General features: G+C 71.1%; 18 protein-coding genes. 10 read left to right on the top strand and 8 right to left on the bottom strand.

Annotation, left to right across the window (positions count from 1 at the left end):
• The first annotated feature begins 119 nt into the window (after positions 1 to 119).
• Entirely contained in the window at positions 120 to 1,391 is a 1,272-nt protein-coding gene (locus LOC65_RS11225) for a DNA recombination protein RmuC (RefSeq protein ID WP_230247530.1), read from the top strand.
• Positions 1,384 to 2,562: an MFS transporter gene (locus tag LOC65_RS11230; protein WP_230247531.1), complete on the top strand. Its 1,179-nt coding sequence runs from the start codon at positions 1,384 to 1,386 to the stop codon at positions 2,560 to 2,562. Before LOC65_RS11225 ends, LOC65_RS11230 begins: the two co-directional genes overlap by 8 nt.
• On the opposite strand, the gene LOC65_RS11235 is transcribed toward LOC65_RS11230, so the two are convergent.
• From LOC65_RS11235 to LOC65_RS11255, 5 genes are all read right to left on the bottom strand, one after another.
• Positions 2,559 to 3,176 (bottom strand): glutaredoxin family protein, encoded by a 618-nt coding sequence (locus LOC65_RS11235; RefSeq protein WP_230247532.1) that lies wholly within the window; start codon positions 3,174 to 3,176, stop codon positions 2,559 to 2,561. The two genes, LOC65_RS11230 and LOC65_RS11235, sit on opposite strands and share 4 nt — an antisense overlap.
• A 9-nt stretch (positions 3,177 to 3,185) precedes the next feature.
• Positions 3,186 to 5,228 carry a M3 family metallopeptidase gene (locus LOC65_RS11240; protein WP_230247533.1) on the bottom strand — a complete coding sequence of 681 codons (2,043 nt, stop codon included), beginning with the start codon at positions 5,226 to 5,228 and terminating at the stop codon, positions 3,186 to 3,188.
• Positions 5,225 to 6,076: a bifunctional methylenetetrahydrofolate dehydrogenase/methenyltetrahydrofolate cyclohydrolase FolD gene (folD, locus tag LOC65_RS11245; RefSeq protein WP_230247534.1), complete on the bottom strand. Its 852-nt coding sequence runs from the start codon at positions 6,074 to 6,076 to the stop codon at positions 5,225 to 5,227. The genes LOC65_RS11240 and folD overlap by 4 nt, the downstream gene beginning before the upstream one ends.
• 73 nt (positions 6,077 to 6,149) lie before the next feature.
• On the bottom strand, positions 6,150 to 6,773 hold the full coding sequence (locus LOC65_RS11250; protein WP_009856189.1) for a response regulator transcription factor: 624 nt from the start codon (positions 6,771 to 6,773) through the stop codon (positions 6,150 to 6,152).
• A complete protein-coding gene (locus LOC65_RS11255) occupies positions 6,770 to 9,358 on the bottom strand; it encodes a PAS domain-containing sensor histidine kinase (RefSeq protein ID WP_230247535.1) in 2,589 nt (862 codons plus the stop codon). Before LOC65_RS11255 ends, LOC65_RS11250 begins: the two co-directional genes overlap by 4 nt.
• A gap of 164 nt (positions 9,359 to 9,522) precedes the next feature.
• Here LOC65_RS11255 and aceE point away from each other — a divergent pair, with 164 nt between their 5' ends.
• From aceE to lpdA, 3 genes are read left to right on the top strand one after another with little or no spacing between them, the layout of a single operon-like run.
• Positions 9,523 to 12,225 carry a pyruvate dehydrogenase (acetyl-transferring), homodimeric type gene (aceE, locus tag LOC65_RS11260; protein ID WP_230247536.1) on the top strand — a complete coding sequence of 901 codons (2,703 nt, stop codon included), beginning with the start codon at positions 9,523 to 9,525 and terminating at the stop codon, positions 12,223 to 12,225.
• A 28-nt stretch (positions 12,226 to 12,253) separates the two neighbouring features.
• The gene (aceF, locus tag LOC65_RS11265) at positions 12,254 to 13,918 is read left to right on the top strand and encodes a dihydrolipoyllysine-residue acetyltransferase (RefSeq protein ID WP_230247537.1); all 1,665 of its coding nucleotides are present in this window, start codon (positions 12,254 to 12,256) and stop codon (positions 13,916 to 13,918) included.
• A gap of 12 nt (positions 13,919 to 13,930) precedes the next feature.
• The gene (gene lpdA, locus LOC65_RS11270; RefSeq protein WP_230247538.1) at positions 13,931 to 15,679 is read left to right on the top strand and encodes a dihydrolipoyl dehydrogenase; all 1,749 of its coding nucleotides are present in this window, start codon (positions 13,931 to 13,933) and stop codon (positions 15,677 to 15,679) included.
• A 94-nt stretch (positions 15,680 to 15,773) separates the two neighbouring features.
• Here the strand turns inward: lpdA and LOC65_RS11275 are convergent, their stop codons facing one another.
• Positions 15,774 to 16,076, bottom strand: coding sequence for a high-potential iron-sulfur protein (locus LOC65_RS11275; RefSeq protein WP_009856858.1), 303 nt, complete (start codon positions 16,074 to 16,076; stop codon positions 15,774 to 15,776).
• A gap of 260 nt (positions 16,077 to 16,336) precedes the next feature.
• Here LOC65_RS11275 and LOC65_RS11280 point away from each other — a divergent pair, with 260 nt between their 5' ends.
• A complete protein-coding gene (locus LOC65_RS11280; protein ID WP_230247539.1) occupies positions 16,337 to 17,758 on the top strand; it encodes an EAL domain-containing protein in 1,422 nt (473 codons plus the stop codon).
• 17 nt (positions 17,759 to 17,775) lie between these two features.
• Here the strand turns inward: LOC65_RS11280 and LOC65_RS11285 are convergent, their stop codons facing one another.
• Positions 17,776 to 18,321 carry an NUDIX hydrolase gene (locus LOC65_RS11285; RefSeq protein ID WP_009856860.1) on the bottom strand — a complete coding sequence of 182 codons (546 nt, stop codon included), beginning with the start codon at positions 18,319 to 18,321 and terminating at the stop codon, positions 17,776 to 17,778.
• Positions 18,322 to 18,384: 63 nt separating this feature from the next.
• On the opposite strand from LOC65_RS11285, the gene LOC65_RS11290 reads away from it, so the two are divergent.
• The 3 genes from LOC65_RS11290 to pgeF are packed head-to-tail and all read left to right on the top strand — an operon-like array spanning position 18,385 to position 20,505.
• Positions 18,385 to 19,077, top strand: coding sequence for a fumarylacetoacetate hydrolase family protein (locus tag LOC65_RS11290; protein WP_009856861.1), 693 nt, complete (start codon positions 18,385 to 18,387; stop codon positions 19,075 to 19,077).
• Positions 19,078 to 19,079: 2 nt separating this feature from the next.
• Positions 19,080 to 19,715 (top strand): maleylacetoacetate isomerase, encoded by a 636-nt coding sequence (maiA, locus tag LOC65_RS11295; RefSeq protein ID WP_009856862.1) that lies wholly within the window; start codon positions 19,080 to 19,082, stop codon positions 19,713 to 19,715.
• 4 nt (positions 19,716 to 19,719) lie between these two features.
• Complete coding sequence (gene pgeF, locus LOC65_RS11300; RefSeq protein ID WP_009856863.1) at positions 19,720 to 20,505, top strand: peptidoglycan editing factor PgeF; 786 nt, start codon at positions 19,720 to 19,722, stop codon at positions 20,503 to 20,505.
• On the opposite strand, the gene LOC65_RS11305 is transcribed toward pgeF, so the two are convergent.
• Complete coding sequence (locus LOC65_RS11305; protein WP_029718375.1) at positions 20,434 to 20,694, bottom strand: hypothetical protein; 261 nt, start codon at positions 20,692 to 20,694, stop codon at positions 20,434 to 20,436. The genes pgeF and LOC65_RS11305 overlap by 72 nt on opposite strands.
• A gap of 129 nt (positions 20,695 to 20,823) precedes the next feature.
• Here LOC65_RS11305 and phaC point away from each other — a divergent pair, with 129 nt between their 5' ends.
• Positions 20,824 to 22,515, top strand: coding sequence for a class I poly(R)-hydroxyalkanoic acid synthase (gene phaC / locus LOC65_RS11310; protein ID WP_405048247.1), 1,692 nt, complete (start codon positions 20,824 to 20,826; stop codon positions 22,513 to 22,515).
• The last annotated feature ends 22 nt before the right edge of the window (positions 22,516 to 22,537 follow it).

Consider the following 22,537-nt stretch of genomic DNA (forward strand, 5'->3'; position numbering starts at 1 on the left):
AAGGCCGCCCACTGTACCGACCACCCTCCGGCCTTCGTGAGAACCCTCACGGATCGCGGGCATGAATCCCGCTTCCGTTGGCGCCGCCAGCGCCGGGCCGGGCCTGAGACAATCGTGTGATGCCCGACTGGACCGTTCCGGCGCTGCTGGCGCTGAACCTGCTGCTGCTGGCCTGGATCGCGCTGCGCCGTCCCGACGACGGCGCCGAGCGCCGACTGGAAACCGAACTGCGCGACGAACTGGCGCGCACGACGACGACGCTGCGCGCCGACCTGGCGACGCTGCAGCGTTCGCTGCTGGCCCATGGCGGCGAGAACCAGCGCACGCAGAACGAGCAGATCGATGCGATCCGCCGCCAGCTCGCCGCGTCGCAGGTGCAGGCCGAGGCCTCGATGCGGCGTTTCGGCGAGACGCTGGCCGAGCGGCTGCAATCGCTGTCGGACGCCAACGAACGCCGCCTGGGCGCGCTGCAGGAGGGCAACGAGCGCAAGCTCGAGCAGATGCGCGTGACCGTCGACGAGAAGCTGCAATCGACGCTGGAGCAGCGCCTGGGCGAGAGCTTCCGCCAGGTCGCCGAGCGCCTGGAGCAGGTGCACCGCGGCCTGGGCGAGATGCAGACGCTGGCGCGCGACGTCGGCGCGCTGAGCCGGGTGCTGACGAACGTGAAGACCCGCGGCGTCTTCGGCGAGGTGCAGCTCGCCGCGCTGCTGGAGCAGGTGTTCACCGCCGAGCAGTACGCGGCCAACGTCGCCACCGTGCCGGGCAGCAACGAGCGTGTCGAGTTCGCGATCCGCCTGCCGGGCCAGAAGGACGGCGCACCGCTGTGGCTGCCGATCGATGCCAAGTTCCCGCGCGAGGACTACGAGCGCCTGCTCGACGCCCACGAACGCGCCGACGCCGCCGGCGTCGAGACCGCGGCGCGTGCCATCGAGCAGCGCCTGCGTGCCGAGGCGCGCACGATCCGCCAGAAGTACGTCGCGCCGCCGCACACCACCGATTTCGCGATCCTGTTCGTGCCCACCGAAGGCCTGTACGCCGAGGCGCTGCGCCGCCCCGGGCTGGTCGACGCGCTGCAGCGCGAGCAGCGTGTGATGCTGGCCGGGCCGACGACGCTGCTGGCGACGCTCAACAGCCTGCAGATGGGCTTCCGCACGCTGGCGCTGGAGCGCCGCTCGGCCGAGGTCTGGGAGGTGCTCGGTGCGGTGAAGACCGAGTTCGGCAAGTTCGGCGACGTGCTCGCCAAGACCAAGAAGAAGCTCGAGGAAGCGCACGGCGCGATCGACCAGGCCGAGGTGCGCACGCGCCAGATGGCGCGCCAGCTGAAGGGCGTCGAGGCCCTGCCCGAGGAGCGTGCGGTCGAGCTGCTGCCCGGCGACGGCCGCGATGGCTGACGCGGCCGCCGCGCCGGCGCACGGCCGGGGCTGGCTGGCGGCACTGATCGCCGGCCAGGTCGGCCTGCACGCGGCGATGGCGGGCCTGCGCATGGCCGCGCCGCTGCAGGCGCTGCGCGAGGGCTACAGCCCCTGGGCTGTGGGCCTGCTGCTGGCGCTGTTCGCCGCCGCGCCGGTGGTGCTGGCGCTGCACTCCGGGCGCCTGGCCGACCGCCACGGCTACCACCGGCCGGTGCACATCGCCATCGGCCTGGTGACGGCGGCGCTGCTGCTGGCGCTGGCCGCCGACTTCGCCGGCGGCAGGGCCGGCTTCGGGCTGTTGTGCCTGGCGGCGATGCTGGCCGGCGCCGGCGCCAACATGGGCATGCTGACGATCCAGCGCACCGCCGGGCTGGCTGCGCACGACGGGCCGCAGCGCGTGCGCATCTTCAGCTGGCTGGGCATCGCGCCGTCGTTCTCGAATGTCGTCGGCCCGGTGGCGATCGGCTTCGCGATCGACCTCGCGGGTTTCGCCGCCGGCTACGCGCTGATGCTGCTGCTGCCTCTGGTGACGCTGTTCAGTGCGCGGCGGGTCGAGCGTGTGGTGCCCGCTGCGCAGGCCCCACGGCATGGAACGTCGTGGGACCTGCTCGATGCGCCGGGTCTGAAGCGGCTGCTGCTGGTCAACTGGCTGCTGTCGATGTGCTGGGACGTGCACAGCTTCGCGGTGCCCATCCTCGGCCACGAGCGCGGCTACAGCGCCTCGACGATCGGGCTGGTGCTGGGCACCTTCACGCTGTCGGTGACGGCGGTGCGCGTGCTGATCCCGTGGATCGCCCACCGGCTCGACGAGACCACCGTCGTGCGCGCCGCGATGCTGGGCACCGGCGTCGTCTTCGCCGCCTATCCGCTGGCCTCGTCGCCGTGGTCGATGGGCGGCTGCGCGGTGCTGCTGGGCGTGACGCTGGGCGCGGTGCAGCCGATGATCATGTCGACGCTGCACCAGCTGACGCCGGCGCACCGCCACGGCGAGGCGCTGGCCTTCCGCTCGATGGCGATCAACGCGTCGAGCACGGTGATGCCGCTGGTCTTCGGCGCCGCCGGCACGGTGGTCGGCGCGGCGGTGCTGTTCTGGGCCGTCGGCGGCGCGGTCGGCGCCGGCTCGTGGATGGCGCGGCGGCCGGGCGGCTAGAAGCGGATGCCGGCGTCGTCGCCAGCCCCGGCGGCGGGCGGTGCTGGGGGCGGCACCTGCGCGGGCTCGGCTGCGGCCGGCGGCGGGGACGCCCGGCCCTCGGCCAGCGGCGTCACCGCGGGTGGCTGCCAGCTCCTGGGCAGCTTGGACTCGCGCGGATAACCGGCCGCGTCGAGGTAGGCGTTCCAGTCGGCGGGCGACAGGCCGCGCAGCACCTGCTGGCCGACCGTCAGCGCCGGCACGGTGCGCGCGCCGGTCAGGCGTTCGAGCGCCAGCGTGTCGTCGTCGCTGGCCACGGCGCGCTCGCGATAGGGCACGCCGCGCTGCTGCAGCAGCGTGCGTGCGCTGTCGCAGGGCGGGCATTCGGCCGCGGCATAGAGCACGACCGGGTAACGCGCGCTGGCCTGGCGCAGCTCCAGCGGCAGCGAGGCATCGCCCAGCGGCGTCGACTCGCCGTGGCGGCCGATGCTGGTGATGCGCGCGTTGGATGCGACCGACGGCCGGTCGGTGTAGGTCACGCTGCCGTCGGGCCCGATCACCTTGTACAGCGACCAGGCCGGCAGGCAGGTCGCGGCGAGCGTGATGGCGGCGGCGAGTTGGCGCGTGCGGAGCATGGCGGCAATCTAGCGCAGGACGGCGGCGCCGGGGAGCGTCATGCCCTGGTGGCGCAACAGCGCATCGAGACGGGGTTCACGCCCGCGGAAGGCGACGAAGCTCTCCAGCGCCGGCCGGCTGCCGCCGGCCTCGAGCACGCATTCGCGGAAACGGCGCCCGGTCGCCGGGTCGAAGACGCCGGCTTCCTCGAAGGCGCTGAAGGCGTCGGCCGACAGCACCTCCGCCCAGGCGTAGCTGTAGTAGCCCGCCGAGTAGCCGCCGTCGAACAGGTGCGTGAAGCTGTGCGGGAAGCGATGCCAGTCGGGCATCGCCCAGCCGCCGATCTCGGCGCGCACCTCCTCGACCAGCGCCATCACGCGCGCTTCGGCGCCCGGCTCGGCGTGCAGCCGCATGTCGAACAGGCCGAACTCCGCGTGGCGCAGCATCATCAGCCCGCTCTGGAAGTTCTTCGCCGCGACCATGCGCTCGAAGAGCTCGCGCGGCAGCGCCTCGCCGGTGTCGACGTGCGCCGACAGCCGTGACAGCACCTCCCACTCCCAGGCGAAGTTCTCCATGAACTGGCTGGGCAGTTCGACGGCGTCCCACTCGACGCCGCTGATGCCGGCCACCGCCAGCTCGTCGACCTGGGTCAGCATGTGGTGCAGACCGTGGCCAAACTCGTGGAACAGCGTGACGACGTCGTCGTGCGACAGCAGCGCCGGCTTGTCGCCGACCGGCGGCGCGAAGTTGCAGACCAGGTGCGCCAGCGGCCACTGCAGGCCGCCGCCGTCGGGCCGCTGCCAGCGGCCGCGCGCGTCGTCCATCCAGGCGCCGGACTGCTTGCCGGGCCGGGCGTGGAGGTCCAGGTAGACGCCGGCGATCGTGCGGCGGTCGCGGCGCAGCTCGCAGAAACGCACGTCGGGGTGCCAGACCGGCGCCTCGGCGGGCACGATCTCGACCTCGAACAGCGTGCGCACCAGATCGAACAGGCCATCGAGCACCCGCGGCTCGGTGAAGTACTGGCGGACCTCGGCGTTGGAGAAGGCGTAGCGCGACTGCTTCAGGCGTTCGCTGGCGTAGCGCCGGTCCCAGGGCTGCAGCGGCGACAGGCCGAGCTCGCGTGCGGCGAAGTCTTCGAGTTCCTGCTTGTCGGCCTGCGCGAAAGGCCGTGCGCGCTGCGCGAGGTCGCGGATGAAGTCCATCACCTGCGCCGGCGTCTCGGCCATCTTCGGCACCAGCGAGACCTCGGCATGGCTGGCCAGGCCGAGCAGCGCGGCTTCCTCCTGGCGCAGCGCGACGATCTCGGCGATCAGCGGGCCGTTGTCGAGCTCGGCGGCGCCGAACTCGCTGGCACGCGTGGCGTCGGCGCGGAACAGCTGCTCGCGCAGGGCGCGGTCGTGCGCGTACTGCAGCACCGGGCGCAGCCCCGGCTCGTGCAGCGTCAGCTTGTGGCCGTCGCGGCCTTCGGCGGCGGCCGCGGCGCGTGTGGCCTCGACGACGTCGGCCGGAACCCCGGCCAGCGCCGCCGTCTCGACGTAGAGCGCGAAGCCGTCGGTGGCGTCGAGCACGTGTTCGCCGAAGCTCTGGCACAGCTCGGCCAGGCGCGACTGGATGGCGGCGAAACGTTCGCGCGCCGCGCCCCGCAGCTCGGCGCCGCCGAGCACGAAGTCGCGCAGCGCATCGGCCAGCGCCTTGCGGCGCGCCGGGGCGAGCGCCGCGGCCTCGGGCCGCGCCGCGACCGCCTTGTACTTGGCGTACAGGCGTTCGTCGGCGCCCAGGCGGGTCAGGAAGTCGGTGACCCGCGGCAGCGCCTCGCCATAGGCGGCGCGCAGCTCGGGCGTGTCGGCGACGGCCTGCAGATGGCCGACCGCGCTCCAGGCTCGGCGCAGGCGCTCGACCGGCACGTCCAGCGCGAGCGACAACGCCTCGTACTCGGCCGGCACGGCGTCGGAGACGGCGGCTTCCAGCGCCGCGTCGGCCTCGGCCAGCACCGCGTCGACCGCCGGCACGACGTGCTCGGCGCGGATCTCGGCGAAACGCGGCAGGCCGGTGAAGTCGAGCAGCGGGTTCAACGCGCGACGCCCTGGGCCGTCTCGGCCGCCTGCAGCGTGTTGACGAGCAGCATCGTGATCGTCATCGGGCCGACGCCACCCGGCACCGGCGTGATCCAGCCGGCGACTTCACGCACGGCGGCGAAATCGACGTCGCCGCAGAGCTTGCCTTCGTCGTTGCGGTTCATGCCGACGTCAATGACGATCGCGCCGGGCTTGACCATGTCGGCGGTGACCGTGTTGCGCCGGCCGACCGCGGCGACGACGACGTCGGCCTGGCGCACGTGGTGGGCGAGGTCGGCGGTGCCGCTGTGGCAGACGGTGACGGTGGCGTTGGCCTGCAGCAGCAGCAGCGCCATCGGCTTGCCGACGGTGTTGCTGCGGCCGATGACGACCGCGTGCTTGCCCTTCAGGCTCTGGCCGGTGCTCTCGATCAGCTTCATGCAGCCGAACGGCGTGCACGGGCGCAGGCCGGGCAGGCCGCTGGCCAGCTCGCCGGCCGACAGCACCGAGAAGCCGTCGACGTCCTTCTCGGGCGCGATCGCGGCGATGACCTTCTGCGGGTCGATGTGCCGGGGCAGCGGCATCTGCACCAGGATGCCGTCGATCGCCGGGTCGGCGTTGAGCGCGGCGATGCGCGCCAGCAGCGTGTCCTCGGCGAGGTCGGCGTCGTACTTCTCGAACACCGAGTGCAGGCCGCTCTCGCCGCAGGCCTTGATCTTGTTGCGCACGTAGACCGCGCTGGCCGGGTCTTCGCCGACGAGGATGACGGCCAGACCCGGGCGACGGGGCAGGGCGGCGGCACGTTCGGCGACGCCGGCACGGAGGGTTCGGGACAGCGCGACGCCGTCGATCAGCTGGGCGGTCATTCTTCTATCGGCTCCACAAACGAGAAAGGCCGCTGGGGCAGCGGCCTCGGGGGACGGGTGTTTCGGGGGCGGCTCAGGCCTTGCCGTGCGCGCCGAGCGCGATCTTCAGCAGGTCGGCGACGGTGTTGGCGTTGAGCTTTTCCATGATGTTGGCGCGGTGCGCCTCCACTGTCTTGATGCTGATGCCCAGGTCGTCGGCGATCTGCTTGTTCAGGCGGCCGGCGACGATGCGCTCGAGCACCTGCGACTCGCGCGTCGTCAGGCGCGCCAGCAGCGCGTCGCGGCTGGCCTGCTCCTGGTGCTGGCTGAAGGCCTGGCGCGCCTGGTCGAGCATGCGTTCGACCAGCGACACGAGTTCCTCTTCCTTGAAGGGCTTCTCGATGAAGTCCATCGCGCCCTTCTTCATCGTCGTGACGGCCATCGGCACGTCGCCGTGGCCGGTGATGAAGACGATCGGCAGCGGGCTCTTGCGTTCGAGCAGGCGGTCCTGCAGTTCCAGGCCGCTCATGCCGTCCATGCGGATGTCGGCGATGAGGCACGCCACTTCGCGCGGGTCGAAGCGCGCGAGGAAGGACTCGGCCGAGTCGAAGCACTTGACGCGGTAGTCCTTGCCTTCCAGCAACCACTGCAGCGAATCGCGTACGGCCTCGTCGTCGTCGACGACGTAGACGGTGCCCTTCTTGGGGATCAGGCTCATGTGGAGGTGACGGTGGTGGTGGATGAAACCGCCTTGCCCGCCTCGTCTCCCGTGCCTGCCGCCTCGTGGCGCGCCGCGATGTCGACGGGCAGGGTGAAGGCGAAACGGCAGCCGACGATGTGGTGGCCATTGTAGAGGTTCTGGGCCCTCATCCGCCCTCGGTGAGACTCGATGATCGAGCGACAGAGGGACAGCCCGATGCCCAGCCCTTCGGCCTTGGTCGAGAAGAAGGCTTCGTACAGCCGGCCCAGCACTTCCTCCTTGATGCCCGGGCCCATGTCGGTGACGCTGAACTCGATGACGTCGCCTTCCTCCTGGGCGTAACGTGGCACCACCGACAGCTCGATGTGGCGCCGTGCCGGCGGCAGCGCGGCGCTGTCGATCGCCTCGGCGGCGTTCTTCAGCAGGTTCAGCAGCACCTGCTCGACGAGGATCGGGTCGCACATCAGCGTCGGCAGGCGCTGCGCGACGTAGGTGTGGATCGCCACCTGGCGCCGGCGCAGCTCGATGCCGGCCAGGTCGACGGCGTCCTCGACGATCTGCTGGGCCTGCGCCGGCTGGCGCTGCGGCTCGCTGCGTTTCACGAACGAGCGGATGCGGTGGATGATCTGGCCGGCGCGTTCGGCCTGGCGCGCGGTCTTCTGCAGCGCGGCCACCAGGTCGTCCTGCGAGATGCTGCCGGCCTTCACGCGCGAGACCATGCCGTTGCAGTAGTTGGTGATCGCCGTCAGCGGCTGGTTCAGCTCGTGCGCGACCGACGAGGCCATCTCGCCCATCGTCACCAGCCGGCTCGTCACCTGCGCCTTCTCGGCCTGCATCGCGGTCTGCTCCTCGGCGCGGCGGCGGGCGGTGATGTCGGTGGCGATCAGCATCTGCGCCAGCCGGCCGTCGGTCCACTGCAGGTAGCGCGAGCGCACGTCGAACCACTTCTGCAGCGACTCGACGAAGACCTCGCGCGGGCTGGTGCCGACCTCGGTCAGCTCGTGCGTCGGCAGACCGGAGAGCTGGTCGACGTCGTCCTCGGCGCCGGGCATGAACTCGGCCGGCGTGGCGCCGCCGGTCAGCAGCGCGTGGCCGCGTGCGTCGCCGCCGAACCACAGCCGGTACGAGCGGTTGGTGAACAGCAGCTCGCCCTGCTGCACCGAGAGCACCGAGACCGAGGCGTCCAGGCCCTCCAGCACGGTCGTGAAACGTTCGTGCGAGGCCGAGAGCTGGTCGCGGATGCGCTTGGCCTCGGTGATGTTGGTCATCGAGGTCATCCAGCCGGTCTGCTGCCCCTTGGGGTCGATCAGCGGCGAGACGTACATGCGCGCGTCGAAGACCAGGCCGTCCTTGCGCATCACCTTGACCTCGATGCCGCCCGACGGGCTGCGGCCCTGCAGCTCGAGCTGCAGGAAGCGGCCGTTCTCCTCGACACGGTCGGGCGGCCAGTACGGGAAGGGCGGCAGGCGGCCGATCAGCTCGTGCTCGGCGAAGCCCGTCATCTGGCAGAAGGCCGCGTTCACGTAGGTCATGCGGCCGTCCAGGTCCATCGCGCGCATGCCGGTGGGCATGGAGTTCTCCATCGCGCGGCGGAAGTTGGTCTCCTGGGTCAGCGCCTCCTGGATGCGCACGCGGTGGCGCATGTGGCGCCAGGTGCCGAGCAGCATCCAGACCGTCAGCCCGGCCAGCGCGACGACCATCCAGAACAGCGTGTTGCTGACCAGGCCCTTGGACGTCGGGTAGCCCTGGCCACGCAGCATCAGGCCGTTCAGCGCGGGCGTCAGCGGCGCGTCGCTGACCAGCGGCTCGCGGCCGCCGGCGGCGTCGGGCAGGCGCGTCACGGTGCTGGCCAGCACGCTGCCGTACTGGTCGACGACCGAGACCATGTGCCGCCGCGCCACGTCCTCGGGCACGAAGTTGCGCAGCAGCGTGTCCACCGAGTACTCGACGACCAGCACGCCGCTGAAGCGGCCGCGCTCGATCAGCGGCATCTGCAGCTGGAAGTACGGGTTGCCGATGTCGTCGACGAAGGAGCCGGAGTAGGTCGGCAGCCGGGTCGTGCGGGCGCTGTCGAAGGCCTGCGCCGCGGCGCCGTTGCGGGCCGTCAGCGGGGCCAGCGGCGCCTGCGCGCCGGGGCGGCCTTCGCGCACGCTCGCGTCGGGCGCGTACAGCGTGGCGAGGTGGATCGCGATCGGAACGCGGTCGGCCCCGACCCAGCTCACCTGGATGACCTCGGGCCGGTCCTTGGAGAACGCCGTCGCCTGCTCGATGAAACGCTCCGGCGACAGGCCCGGCGCGACCATCTCGCGCGCAACCGGCGTCAGCAGTTCCTGGTTCTGGATCAGGCGCAGGCCGATCTGCTGCTGGGTCAGCTCGGCGTCGCGCTTGATCGACTCGGTCTCGCGCACGATCTCCTCGTTGCGCAGATACCAGAAGGCCGCGGTGATCGCCGCGAGGAACAGCAGCACCGACATCAGCGGCCCGAGCGTCGCCAGCCGGTCCTGGCGCGCCGGCGAGAGTCCGCGCCACCAGCCGGCGAACGGGCGGCGGCGGCGGGTGGCCGGCGCCGCGCGGCCGGACGGGGAAGCGGATTTCGGAGCCATGACCCATTATCCCGAGCGTGCCGGCGAAATCCGCCCGGGGGCAACGCCGAGTCGGCGTGCTCCGGGTCTCATATCTCGCAATGCGATAAAGCCCTGCACTATTCGGAATGCGTGGCACGTGACAAACTCCCCGCCGTCCGAGATCGACCACAAAGGAGACAAGCATGTCCGCAATGCCGGAGGCCCTGCCGGGCGACCCCCGGGACCACGACGCGCAGGAGACGCGCGAATGGCTGGAGGCGCTGTCGGCGGTCATCGCCAACGAAGGCCCCGAGCGGGCGCACTACCTGCTCGATCAGCTGATCGACGAGGCGCGCCGTTCCGGTGTCGGCATGCCGTTCTCGGCCAACACCGCCTACGTCAACACGATCCCGCCCCACGAGGAGGAGCGCAGCCCCGGCAATCTCGAGCTCGAGGGCCGGCTGCGTGCGGCGATGCGCTGGAACGCGATGGCGATGGTCGTCAAGGCCAACCGCCTGCACCCGGAGGACGGTGGTGACCTGGGCGGCCACATCAGCTCGTTCGCCTCGGTGGCGCACATGTTCGCCGCCGGCTTCAACCATTTCTGGCACGGCGACAGCGAAGGTCATGGCGGCGACCTGCTCTACATCCAGGGCCACAGCGCGCCCGGCATCTACGCCCGCGCCTTCCTGGAAGGACGCCTGACCGAGGAGCAGCTGCTGAACTTCCGCCAGGAAGTCGGCGGCAAGGGGCTGTCGAGCTACCCGCATCCGAAGCTGATGCCCGACTTCTGGCAGTTCCCGACCGTCAGCATGGGCCTGGGCCCGCTGATGGCGATCTACCAGGCGCGTTTCCTCAAGTACCTGCACGCGCGCGGCATCGCCGACACCTCCAAGCGCAAGGTCTGGGTGTTCCTGGGCGACGGCGAGATGGACGAGCCGGAGAGCACCGGCGCCATCGGCCTGGCGGCGCGCGAGAAGCTCGACAACCTGATCTTCGTCGTCAACTGCAACCTGCAGCGCCTGGACGGCCCGGTGCGCGGCAACGGCAAGATCATCCAGGAGCTCGAAGGCGAGTTCCGCGGTGCCGGCTGGAACGTCATCAAGCTGATCTGGGGCAGCAACTGGGACCCGCTGCTGGCGCGCGACAAGGATGGGGCGCTGCGCCGCATCATGATGGACACGCTGGACGGCGACTACCAGGCCTTCAAGGCCAACGACGGCGCCTTCGTGCGCAAGCACTTCTTCGGCCGCGACCCGCGCACGCTGGAGATGGTGTCCAAGATGAGCGACAGCGACATCTGGCAGCTGCGCCGCGGCGGCCACGACGCCAACAAGGTCTACGCCGCCTTCCACCGCGCCAACGCCCACACCGGCCAGCCGACCGTCGTGCTCGTGAAGACCGTCAAGGGCTACGGCATGGGCAAGGCTGGCGAAGGCAAGAACACCGCGCACCAGGCCAAGAAGCTCAGCGACGACGACATCCGCTACTTCCGCGACCGTTTCAACGTGCCGATCCCGGACAGCGAGCTGCCGAAGATCCCGTTCTACAAGCCGGCCGACGACACGCCGGAAATGCGCTACCTGCACGAGCGCCGCAAGGCGCTGGGCGGCTACCTGCCGGCGCGCCGGCGCAAGGCCGAGGAGAGCTTCGTCGTGCCGCCGCTGGAGACCTTCAAGGCCGTGCTCGAGCCCACCGCCGAAGGCCGCGAGATCAGCACCACCCAGGCCTACGTGCGTTGCCTGACGCAGCTGCTGCGTGACCCGGCGCTGGGCCCGCGTGTCGTGCCGATCCTCGTCGACGAGGCGCGCACCTTCGGCATGGAAGGCCTGTTCCGCCAGATCGGCATCTACAACCCCGAGGGCCAGAAGTACACGCCGGTCGATCGCGACCAGGTCATGTACTACCGCGAGGACAAGGCCGGCCAGATCCTGCAGGAAGGCATCAACGAGGCCGGCGGCATGGCCAGCTGGATCGCCGCGGCGACCTCGTACTCGACGAACAACCGGATCATGATCCCGTTCTTCGTCTACTACTCGATGTTCGGCTTCCAGCGCATCGGCGACCTGGCCTGGGCCGCCGGCGACATGCAGGCGCGCGGCTTCCTGCTGGGCGGCACCTCGGGGCGCACGACGCTCAACGGCGAGGGCCTGCAGCACGAGGACGGCCACAGCCACATCCTGGCCGGCACGATCCCGAACTGCGTCAGCTACGACCCGAGCTTCGCGCACGAGGTCGGCGTCATCCTGCACCACGGCCTCAAGCGCATGGTCGAGCAGCAGGAGAACGTCTTCTTCTACGTCACGCTGCTCAACGAGAACTACCCGATGCCCGGCCTGAAACCCGGCACCGAGGAGCAGATCATCAAGGGCCTGTACCTGCTGGAGCCCGGCGCCGAGCACCCGCCCAAGGTGAACCTGCTGGGCAGCGGCACGATCCTGCGCGAAGCCCAGGCCGCACGCGACCTGCTGGCCGCCGACTGGGGCGTGTCGGCCAACGTCTGGAGCGCGCCGAGCTTCAACGAGCTGACACGCGACGGCCAGGACTGCGAACGCTGGAACCTGCTGAACCCGACGGCCGAGCCGCGTGTGCCCTACGTCGCGCAGCAACTGGGCGCGCATGCCGGGCCGGTCGTCGCGTCGACCGACTACATGAAGAACTACGCCGAGCAGATCCGCCCGTTCATGCCCAAGGGCCGCGTCTACAAGGTGCTGGGCACCGACGGCTTCGGCCGCAGCGACTTCCGCAGCCGGCTGCGTTCGCACTTCGAAGTCGACCGCCACCACATCGTCGTCGCCGCGCTGAAGGCGCTGGCCGAGGAGGGCACGGTGCCGCCGGCCAAGGTCGCCGAGGCGATCGCCAAGTACGGTCTGGACCCGGCCAAGCCGAACCCGCTGTACGCCTGAGAATCGAAAAGACGAACGGAGATAACCCATGGCGGTGGTGGAACTGAAGGTCCCCGACATCGGCGACTTCAAGGAGGTCGAGGTCATCGAGCTGCTGGTCAAGCCGGGCGACACGATCGCGCTGGACCAGTCGCTGGCGACGGTCGAGTCGGACAAGGCCTCGATGGAGATCCCGGCCGAGCGCGCCGGCACGGTGCGCGAGCTGAAGATCCAGCTCGGCGACAAGGTCAGCCAGGGCAGCCTGATCGCGCTGCTCGAGGTGGGCGACGACGCCGCAGCACCGGCGGCGCCGGCCGCGGCACCCGTGGCCGCACCCGCGGCGCCTGCGCCTGCAGCGCTCGCGGCAGCGCCGGCGGCCGCTGCGGCGATCGGCCGCGTCGAGGTCCTGGTGCCCGACATCGGCGACTTCGCCGAAGTCACGGTCATCGAGGTCTTCGTCAATCCCGGCGACACGATCAAGGCCGAGCAGAGCCTGATCACCGTCGAGAGCGACAAGGCCTCGATGGAGATCCCGTCCTCGCACGGCGGCGTGCTGCGCGAGCTGAAGGTCAAGCTCGGCGACAAGGTCAGCCGCGGTTCGGTGATCGCGGTGCTCGAGGTCGCGGCGGCCAGCGCGCCGATGGCACCGGCCGCGGCACCGGCCCCCGCAAGCGCTCCGGCTGCCCCGGCTCCGGCAGCCGCCGCCGCCCCGGTCGCCGCGCCCGCCGCCGCCCCGGTGCCGGCGCACGACCCGACGGCGCCGGTCTCGGCCGCGCTGCCGCATGCCTCGCCGTCGATCCGGCGTTATGCGCGTGAGCTCGGCGTGCCGCTGGAAGAGATCAAGGGCAGCGGCCCCAAGGGCCGCATCACCCAGGAAGACGTGCAGGCCTTCGTCAAGGGCGTGATGGCCGGCGAGGCCCAGACCAGCGCTCAGAAGGCCAAGGCGCCGGCCGCTCCGGCAGCCGCGGCCGGCGGCACGCTGCCGGGTTTGCTGCCCTGGCCGCAGGTCGACTTCACGAAGTTCGGCACCGTCGAGCGCCAGCCGCTGTCGCGCATCAAGAAGATCAGCGGCGCGAATCTGCACCGCAACTGGGTGCTGATCCCGCACGTCACCAACCACGAGGACGCGGACATCACCGAGCTGGAGGCGCTGCGTGTCCAGCTGAACAAGGAGAACGAGAAGTCGGGCGTCAAGGTCACGATGCTGGCCTTCCTGATCAAGGCCTGCGCCGCGGCACTGAAGCAGTTCCCCGAGTTCAACGCGTCGCTCGACGGCGACGAGCTGGTGCTGAAGAAGTACGTGCACATCGGCTTCGCCGCCGACACGCCCAACGGGCTGGTCGTGCCGGTGATTCGCGACGTCGACTCCAAGGGCATCCTGCAGATCAGCCGCGAGATGGCCGAGCTGGCGAAAAAGGCCCGCGACGGCAAGCTGACGCCGGCCGAGATGTCCGGCGGCTGCTTCTCGATCAGCTCGCTGGGCGGCATCGGCGGCACCTACTTCACGCCGATCATCCACGCGCCCGAGGTCGCGATCCTCGGCGTCTGCCGCAGCACGATGAAGCCGCAGTGGAACGGCCGCGAGTTCGTGCCGCGCCTGATGCTGCCGCTGTCGCTGAGCTGGGACCACCGCGTCATCGACGGCGCCGCGGCGGCGCGTTTCAACGCCTTCCTGGCGTCGGTGCTGGCGGATTTCCGCCGCGTGATGCTGTAAGGGGGCACGACGATGGCCGTCATCGAGATCCGTGTTCCCGACATCGGCGACTTCAACGAGGTCGCCGTCATCGAAGTGCTGGTCGCGCCCGGCGACACGATCAAGGCCGAGCAGAGCCTGGTCACCGTCGAGAGCGACAAGGCGTCGATGGAGATCCCGTCACCGCACGCCGGCGTGCTGCAGAGCCTGGCCGTGAAGGTCGGCGACAAGGTCCGCCAGGGTTCGGTGCTGGCGAGCATCGAGACCGCCGGGGCGGCGGCGCCCGCTCCGGCGACCCTGGCTCCTGCCGCGCCCGCCCCGCAGCCTGCAGCGCCCGTGCCGGCCCCGGCGGCCGCCGCGTCCGGCGGCGCCGACGACTGCGACCTGCTGGTGCTGGGCGGCGGCCCGGGCGGTTATTCGGCCGCCTTCCGCGGCGCCGACCTGGGGATGAAGGTCGTGCTCGTCGAGCGTTACCCGACGCTGGGCGGCGTCTGCCTGAACGTCGGCTGCATCCCGAGCAAGGCGCTGCTGCACGTCGCCGCGGTCGTCGACGAAGCGGCGCACCTGGCAGCCGCCGGCGTCAGCTTCGGCGCGCCGCAGATCGACCTCGATCAGCTGCGTGCGCACAAGCAGAAGGTCGTCTCCAAGCTCACCGGCGGGCTGGCCGCGATGGCCAAGATGCGCAAGGTGACGGTGGTGCAGGGCGTCGGCGCCTTTGCCGGGCCGCACGAGCTGGCCTTGGAGCTCTCGGCCGGTGGTACGCAGACGATCCGCTTCGCCCAGGCGATCATCGCCGCCGGCTCCGAGGCGGTGAAGCTGCCCTTCCTGCCCGACGACGAGCGCATCGTCACCTCCACCGGTGCGCTGCAGTTGCGCCAGAGGCCGAAGAAGATGCTCGTCATCGGCGGCGGCATCATCGGTCTGGAGATGGGCACCGTCTATTCGACGCTGGGCGCGCGCCTGGACGTCGTCGAGATGCTCGACGGTCTGATGGCCGGTGCAGACCGCGACCTTGTCAAGGTCTGGCAGAAGATGAACGCCCACCGCTTCGACCGGCTGATGCTGAAGACGAAGACGGTCGGCGCCGAAGCCACCGCCGACGGCATCCGCGTGCAGTTCGAGGCCGCTGACGGCACGCGCAGCGACGGTCTCTACGACCTCGTGCTGCAGGCCGTGGGCCGGCGCCCGAACGGGCGTTCGATCGGCGCCGAGCGTGCCGGCGTCAAGGTCGACGAACGCGGCTTCGTGCCGGTGGACGTGCAGATGCGCACCAGCGTGCCGCACATCTTCGCGATCGGCGACCTGGTCGGCCAGCCGATGCTGGCGCACAAGGCGGTGCACGAAGGCCACGTCGCGGCCGAAGTCGCCGCCGGCGACGACAAGGCGCGTTTCGACGCCCGCGTCATCCCGGGTGTGGCCTACACCGACCCCGAGGTCGCCTGGGTCGGCCTGACCGAGGACGACGCCAAGGCGCGCGGGGTGGCCGTCAAGAAGGGCCTGTTCCCGTGGTCGGCTTCCGGCCGGGCGATTGCCAACGGCCGCGACGAAGGCTTCACCAAGCTGCTGTTCGACGCCCAGACGCACCGCATCCTGGGCGGCGGCATCGTCGGCACGCATGCCGGCGACATGATCGGCGAGGTCGCGTTGGCCATCGAGATGGGCGCCGACGAGGTCGACATCGGCCGCACGATCCACCCGCACCCGACGCTGGGCGAGTCGCTGGGCCTAGCCGCCGAGGCGGCACACGGCAGCTGCACCGACCTGCCGCCGGCGCGCCGCTGACGGCGCGTCACGCAAAAGAAAGAGGGCTCCCGCGGGAGCCCTCTTCAGGGGTGAAACACCGGCCCGCGTCGGTGGCGCGGGCGATCGGGTTTCCTCAGGCCTTCTTGGCCCAGGCCGAGCACCAGCCCTTGTTCGCGACTTGCTTGCCGGCGAACAGCGGGCAGCCGCCGACGGGGTCGGTCGCCTTGCCTTGGAACAGCGCGCAGTTGCCGCAGTGCGAACCGGCGACGAACTGCTTGTACTTGGCCTTGTCGGCCTTGGCGGCGTCCGAGACGTAGCCCAGGGCAACGGCTTGCGGGTCCTTCTCGTCCACCGGGGCGGCCATGGCGCTGCGGCCAGTCAGCAGCGCGGCGCCGGCGAGCGGGACGATCTGGATGAATTCACGACGAGAGGTCATTCGCGGTCTCCGAAAGGAAAGTCGATTCAGGTCACCCATCGCGTCGGCGCGCGGTTGAGTGGACACCCTGGACGTTAACGCATCATGAGCTTATTCGGCTGACATAGATCGCATGTCGGTCGGCTTTACGTCGTGAATGGACGTCATTGGCAGGCAAATGCAGCGAATGCAAATGATTCGCATCTGCGAATTGAAGTGTTTTGCCACGCTTTTGCGGTGCATGCCTCAAGTCCTGCGCCTGCGCTGACGAAGCTGCTGGCATGCTGGGCGTGCGCCGCATGTCCGGCGCCGAAGCGGAGTGCCCGATCGTGTCGCAGCTTCCCGACTCGATGACCGACCTGCTGCGCCGTCGCCTGGCGTCCTGGTACGCGGCGCGGCGTGACGCCGTGGCCGACCTGCCGAAACCGCCTGCTCACGCCGATGCTCGGCCGGCGGCGGCGCAGGTCGAGGCCTTGCGGCTGCGTGCCCACACCGATCCCGTCACGGGGCTGCCCAACCGCCGCCATTTCCTCGGCCGCCTGGCCGGTGTGCTGGGGCAGGGCGCGGCGCCGGAGTGTTCGCTGCTGCTGCTGCGGGCGCTGAATCTCGGGCCGCTGGGGCTGCGCCTCGGCGACGACCCGCTGGAGCGGCGCCTGGCGCTCGTCGCCGAGGCGCTGGACGCCTACCCGAGGCGCGTGCACGGGGCGTTTGCCGGGCGCTTGAACGAAACCGACTTCGCGCTGTGCCTGCCGGCGGCCGGCGTCGCCGACGAAACCGCCCGAACGCTGCTGCAGGCCTTGCGTGCCACCCCGGCCGCCGGCCCGGGCGGCATCGAGATCGTCATCGGTGCTGCCGACGGCCTGCGCAGTGGCGAGTCCGGCGACGCGATGGCCGCCGCCGGCCTGGCGCTGGCCCAGGCCGAGGCCGCCGGGCCGTTCAGCATCGAGATCCACGCCGCCGGTGACGGTGTGCAGGGCGAGCAGGTCTGGCGCGACCGGATCGCCGAGGCGCTGCACGACGGCCGCGCGCGGCTGGCCGAGTTCCCGGTCTGCGACCGCCACGGCCAGGTGCTGCACCTGGAGTGCCCGCTGCGCCTGCAGCTCGAGGCCGGCGGCCCGTTCCGCGAGGCGCAGCGCTGGCTGGCGATGGCCTCGCGCTCGCGCCTGCTGCCGCGTGTGGACCTGTCGGCGATCGAGCTTGCGCTGCTGGCCTGCTCGCGCGACGAGCGCGCGCGCTGCGTGCACGTCGGCGCCGCGTCGCTGGGCACGCCCGGCTTCATCGCCGAAGTCGAGCAGCGCCTGCTGGCCGAACCGGAGGCTGCGCGCCGGCTGCTGATCGACGTCGGCGACGGGGTCTGGCTCGAACGTGCGCTGTCGAGGCTGGGCGAAGCCGCGCGTGCCTGGCGGGCCGCCGGGGTGCGTGTCGGCGTCGAGCACGCGGGGGCCTCGACGCAGGCCTTCGTGCGCTGGGCCGACCTCGGGCTGGACCATGTGCGCATCGAGGCCTGCTTCGTGCGCGGCAGCGCCACCGATGCGGCGGTGCGCGAGTTCGCCGCCGGGCTGGCGGCGCTGGCCCATGCGATGGGGCTGTCGCTGGTGGCCGAAGGCGTCGACGACGCGGCTGACCTGCGCACGCTGTTCGACCTGGGCTTCGACGCGGCCACCGGTCCGGCGGTGCGGACAGCGGGCCGAGCAGCGGGCTGAGCGCCGTCCGGCGCGTCTCAGCGGATGTCGCCGGCGTGCACCTCGAAGCGGCCGCGGGCGCGGTCGGCGAAATACAGGCGCAAGGTCTCGCGCACGGTGCGGAACGCGAGTTCGTCCCAGGGCAGTTCGTGCTCGCGGAACAGCCGCGCCTCGATCGTCTCAGGGCCGGGCGCGAAGCGCGTGTCGTGCAGCCGCGCGAGGTAGAAGAAATGCACCTGGCCGGCGCTGACGACGTTCAGCACCGTGAACAGCGCACCGAGCTCGATGCGCGCGCCGGCTTCCTCGTCGGTCTCGCGCATCGCGCCCTCGGCCGTGCTCTCGCCGAGCTCGAGGAATCCGGCCGGCAGCGTCCAGAGGCCGCGGCGCGGCTCGATGTTGCGCCGGCACAGCAGCACCTGGTCACTCCAGACGGGCACGGTGCCGACGACGTTGATCGGGTTCTCGTAGTGGATCTCGCCGCAGGCGGTGCAGATCGCGCGCTCGCGCGTGTCCTCGGCCGGCACCTCGTAGCGGGCGGGCTGGCCGCAGGCCCGGCAATGGCGGATGCGGCGGGGCTCGAACATGGCGGCAGTGTAGCGGCGGCGCGTGGCATCATCGTTTCATCGCCCACCGTCTTGATCCTGGATATGCAACTCGTCCTGCCTGCTCCCGCTCCCGTCCTGCTGCCGGTGGCCGGCGGCGGCGCGTTCCCGGTGCGGCGCATCTTCTGCGTCGGCCGCAACTACGCCGAACACGCGCAGGAGATGGGCCACAGCGGCCGCGAAGCGCCGTTCTTCTTCATGAAGCCGGCCGATGCGCTGCTGCCGGTGGCCGACGGCGAGACCGGCACGATGGACTATCCGTCGCTGACGAAGAATCTGCACCACGAGATCGAGCTCGTCGTCGCGCTCGGCCGCGGCGGTCGCGACATCCCGGCGGCCGAGGCCGCCGACTGCATCTGGGGCTATGCCGTCGGTCTGGACATGACGCGCCGCGACCTGCAGAACGAGATGAAGAAGCAGGGCCGGCCCTGGGAGATCGGCAAGGCCTTCGAGCAGTCGGCGCCGATCGGCCCGCTGGTGCCGCGCACACGCTGCGGGACGCTCGAACGCGGCGCGATCACGCTCGCCGTCAACGGCCAGCCGCGGCAGAAGGGCGATCTGTCCGACCTGATCTGGAGCATTGCCGAGACGATCGAACAGCTCAGCCGCGCATGGCAACTGCAAGCCGGCGACCTGATCTTCACCGGCACGCCGGCAGGCGTGGGGGCCGTGGTGCCGGGCGACGTGATGGACGGGGCCATCGAGGGCCTCGGCACCCTGCGCGTGGCCGTGAGGTGAGCATGGAGCTCTACAACTACTTCCGTTCGTCGGCCTCGTGGCGGGTGCGCATCGCGCTCGCGCTGAAGGGGCTGGAGTACGACTACAAGCCGGTGCACCTGCGCCGCGACGAGCAGTTCCAGGAGTCGTATGCCGCCGTCTCGGCGGCTCGGCTGGTGCCGCTGCTGCGCGACGGCGACGCGGTGATCACGCAGTCGCTGGCGATCATCGAGTACCTCGACGAGACGCATCCCGCACCACCGCTGCTGCCGGCCGACCCCGTGGGCCGGGCCCGCGTGCGCTCGCTGGCCTACGACATCGCCTGCGAGGTTCACCCGCTGAACAACCTGCGCGTGCTGCGTTTCCTGGTGCGCGACCTGAAGGTCTCCGAGGACGACAAGAACCGCTGGTATCGGCACTGGGTCGAGACCGGGCTGGAGACCGTCGAGCGCCAGCTCGCGGCGCAGCCTTCGACCTTCTGCCACGGCGATGCACCGACGCTGGCCGACTGCCTGCTGGTGCCGCAGGTGGTGAACGCGCAGCGCTTCGGCTGCCGCCTCGAGCACGTGCCGAACGTGCGCCGGGTTTTCGACACCTGCATGGCGCTGCCGGCCTTCGCCGACACGCAGGCGTCGCGCTGCCCCGACGCCGAGGCCTGAGGCGATGCTGCTGCATCCCGAGTGGCCGGCGCCCGAGGGCGTCGGCGCCGCGTTCAGCACGCGCCAGGGCGGCATCAGCGCCGCACCCTTCGACAGCCTGAACCTGCGCCCGCCGGCCCTGCGCGGCGACGCCGTCGACGCGCCCGGGTCGGTGCAGGAGAACCAGCGCCGCTTCGCGGCAGCGCTCGGTGCGCGCCCGGTCTACCTCGACCAGGTGCACGGCGCGGCGGTCGTGCGGCTGCGTGGCGACGAGCCCTCGGATCTGCTCGCCAAGGCCGACGCCAGCGTGACGACGGCCGTCGGCGTCGCCTGCACGGTGCTCGTGGCCGACTGCCTGCCGGTGCTGCTGTGCACGGCCGACGGGCGAGGCGTCGGAGCGGCGCATGCGGGCTGGCGCGGCCTGGCCGGCGGCGTCGTCGAGGCCACCGCCGCGGCGCTGTGCGACGCCACCGGCGCCGCGCCGCGGGATCTGCTCGCCTGGCTCGGGCCCTGCATCGGGCCGCGCCAGTTCGAGGTCGGGCAGGACGTCGTCGAGGCCTTCGGCGGCGACCCGGCCGCCGAGCCGCCGGCCGATGCCCCGGCGCTGTTCCGTCCACGGCGTCGTGCCGACGGCGAGCGCCGCTGGCTGGCCGACCTGCCCGGGCTGGCGCGCCGGCGGCTGTCAGCGATCGGTGTCGAGCGTGTCAGCGGCGGCGCCTGGTGCACCGTCGAGGACGGTTCACGGTTCTTTTCGTTCCGTCGCGACCGGATCACCGGCCGCATGGCCGCCGCCGTCTGGCGTCGCGGCTGAGGCCTCGGCGGCGCGGCGTGCGCGGCGCCGAGCTGGCGTGCCCATGATGTAGAGCACGATGGCGAGCGGCAGCACGCCGTACATCGTGAAGGTGACGATGGCGCCGAGCACGCTGCCGTGCACCGACAGCGCTTCGGCCAGTGCCATCATCAGCACGACGTAGATCCAGGCGATGGCGACGATGTACATCGGAGTGAGTGTGTTGCGGGACGTGAGTATCGCGGTGCGCGTCAAGCCGAGGTAAGCCGGCCGGCCTACAACCGTTGCGCGTCACGGGTCACGCCGACCCCGGCCGCACCGCCAGCGAGGAGACAGACGATGACGAGCAAGCGCAGCTTGCCGGCCGCCGACGGCACGCAGGCCGCGGCATTCGGCGCCGCCGTGGGTGAGATGCTGAAGTCGATGTCGGGACTGCGGGTTCCGCAGGAGACGCTGGCGGCGATCCAGGCGGACTACCTGAAGGCCGCGACCGAACTCTGGACCGCGTCGCTGCAGCGTGCCGGCCGCGAGACCGCGCCGCCACCGGCCACGGGTGACCGCCGCTTCGCCGCCGCCGACTGGACGCAGAACCCCGGCGCGGCCTACGTCGCCGAGATGTACCTGCTGAACGCGCGCACGCTGCAGCGCATGGCCGACGCGGTGCAGGGCGATGCCAAGGCACGCGAGCGTGTGCGCTTCGCGGTGCAGCAGTGGGTCGAGGCGGCCAGCCCGAGCAACTATCTGGCCTTCAACCCCGAGGCGCTGCGCAAGGCGCTGGAGAGCCAGGGCCAGAGCATCGCCACCGGCGTGCGCCAGCTCGTCGAGGACCTCGCCAAGGGCCACGTCTCGCAGACCGACGAGACGCTGTTCGAGGTCGGCCGCAACGTCGCGACGACCGAAGGCGCGGTGGTCTTCGAGAACGATCTCTTCCAGCTGATCGAATACCGGCCGCTGACGGCCACCGTGCACCAGCGGCCGATGCTGTTCGTGCCGCCGTGCATCAACAAGTACTACATCCTCGACCTGCAGCCCGAGAACTCGGTGATCCGCTACACCGTCGAGCAGGGCCACCGCACCTTCGTGATGAGCTGGCGCAACCCCGACGCCTCGGCGCGCCACCTCGGCTGGGACGACTACATCGAGCGCGGGCCGATCGAGGCGATCCGCGTCGTGCGCGAGATCACGCGCTCGGAGACGATCAACACGCTGGGCTTCTGTGTCGGCGGCACCATCCTCGCCACCGCGCTGGCGGTGCTGGCGGCCCGCGGCGAGCGCCCGGCGCAGTCGATGACGCTGCTGACGACGCTGCTGGACTTCAGCGACACCGGCGTGCTGGACCTCTTCGTCGACGAGGCCGGCGTGCAGTGGCGCGAGATGACGATCGGCGCCGACGCGCCCGGCGGCCCCGGGTTGCTGAAGGGCCAGGAGCTGGCCACGACCTTCAGCTTCCTGCGCCCGAACGACCTGGTCTGGAACTACGTCGTCGGCAACTACCTGAAGGGCGAGACGCCGCCGCCCTTCGACCTGCTGTACTGGAACAGCGACTCGACCAACCTGCCCGGGCCGATGTACTGCTGGTACATGCGCCACATGTACCTGCAGAACGAGCTGAAGCGGCCCGGCGCGCTGACGGTCTGCGGCGAGGCGGTCGACCTGGGCGCGATCGACGTGCCGACTTTCGTCTACGGCTCGCGCGAGGACCACATCGTGCCGTGGAAGGCGGCCTACGCATCGGTGCCGCTGCTCGGCGGCGACAGCACGTTCGTGCTCGGTGCCTCGGGCCACATCGCCGGCGTCATCAACCCGCCGGCCAAGGGCAAACGCAGCCACTGGCTGAACGGCGCCAATGCGGCGACCGCCGACGAGTGGTTCGCCGGCGCCACCGAACACCCGGGCAGTTGGTGGCCGGTCTGGAGCCGCTGGCTGGCCGGCCACGCCGGGCGTCAGGTGGCGGCACCCAAGACTCCGGGCAGCCGGCGCCACAAGGCCATCGAGCCGGCGCCGGGCCGCTACGTCAAGGCCAAGGCCTGATTTCCCCCAACCAGAGGAGACC

It is taken from the genome of Rubrivivax sp. JA1055, from assembly GCF_020966565.1.
GTDB classification, from domain to species: domain Bacteria; phylum Pseudomonadota; class Gammaproteobacteria; order Burkholderiales; family Burkholderiaceae_C; genus Rubrivivax; species Rubrivivax benzoatilyticus.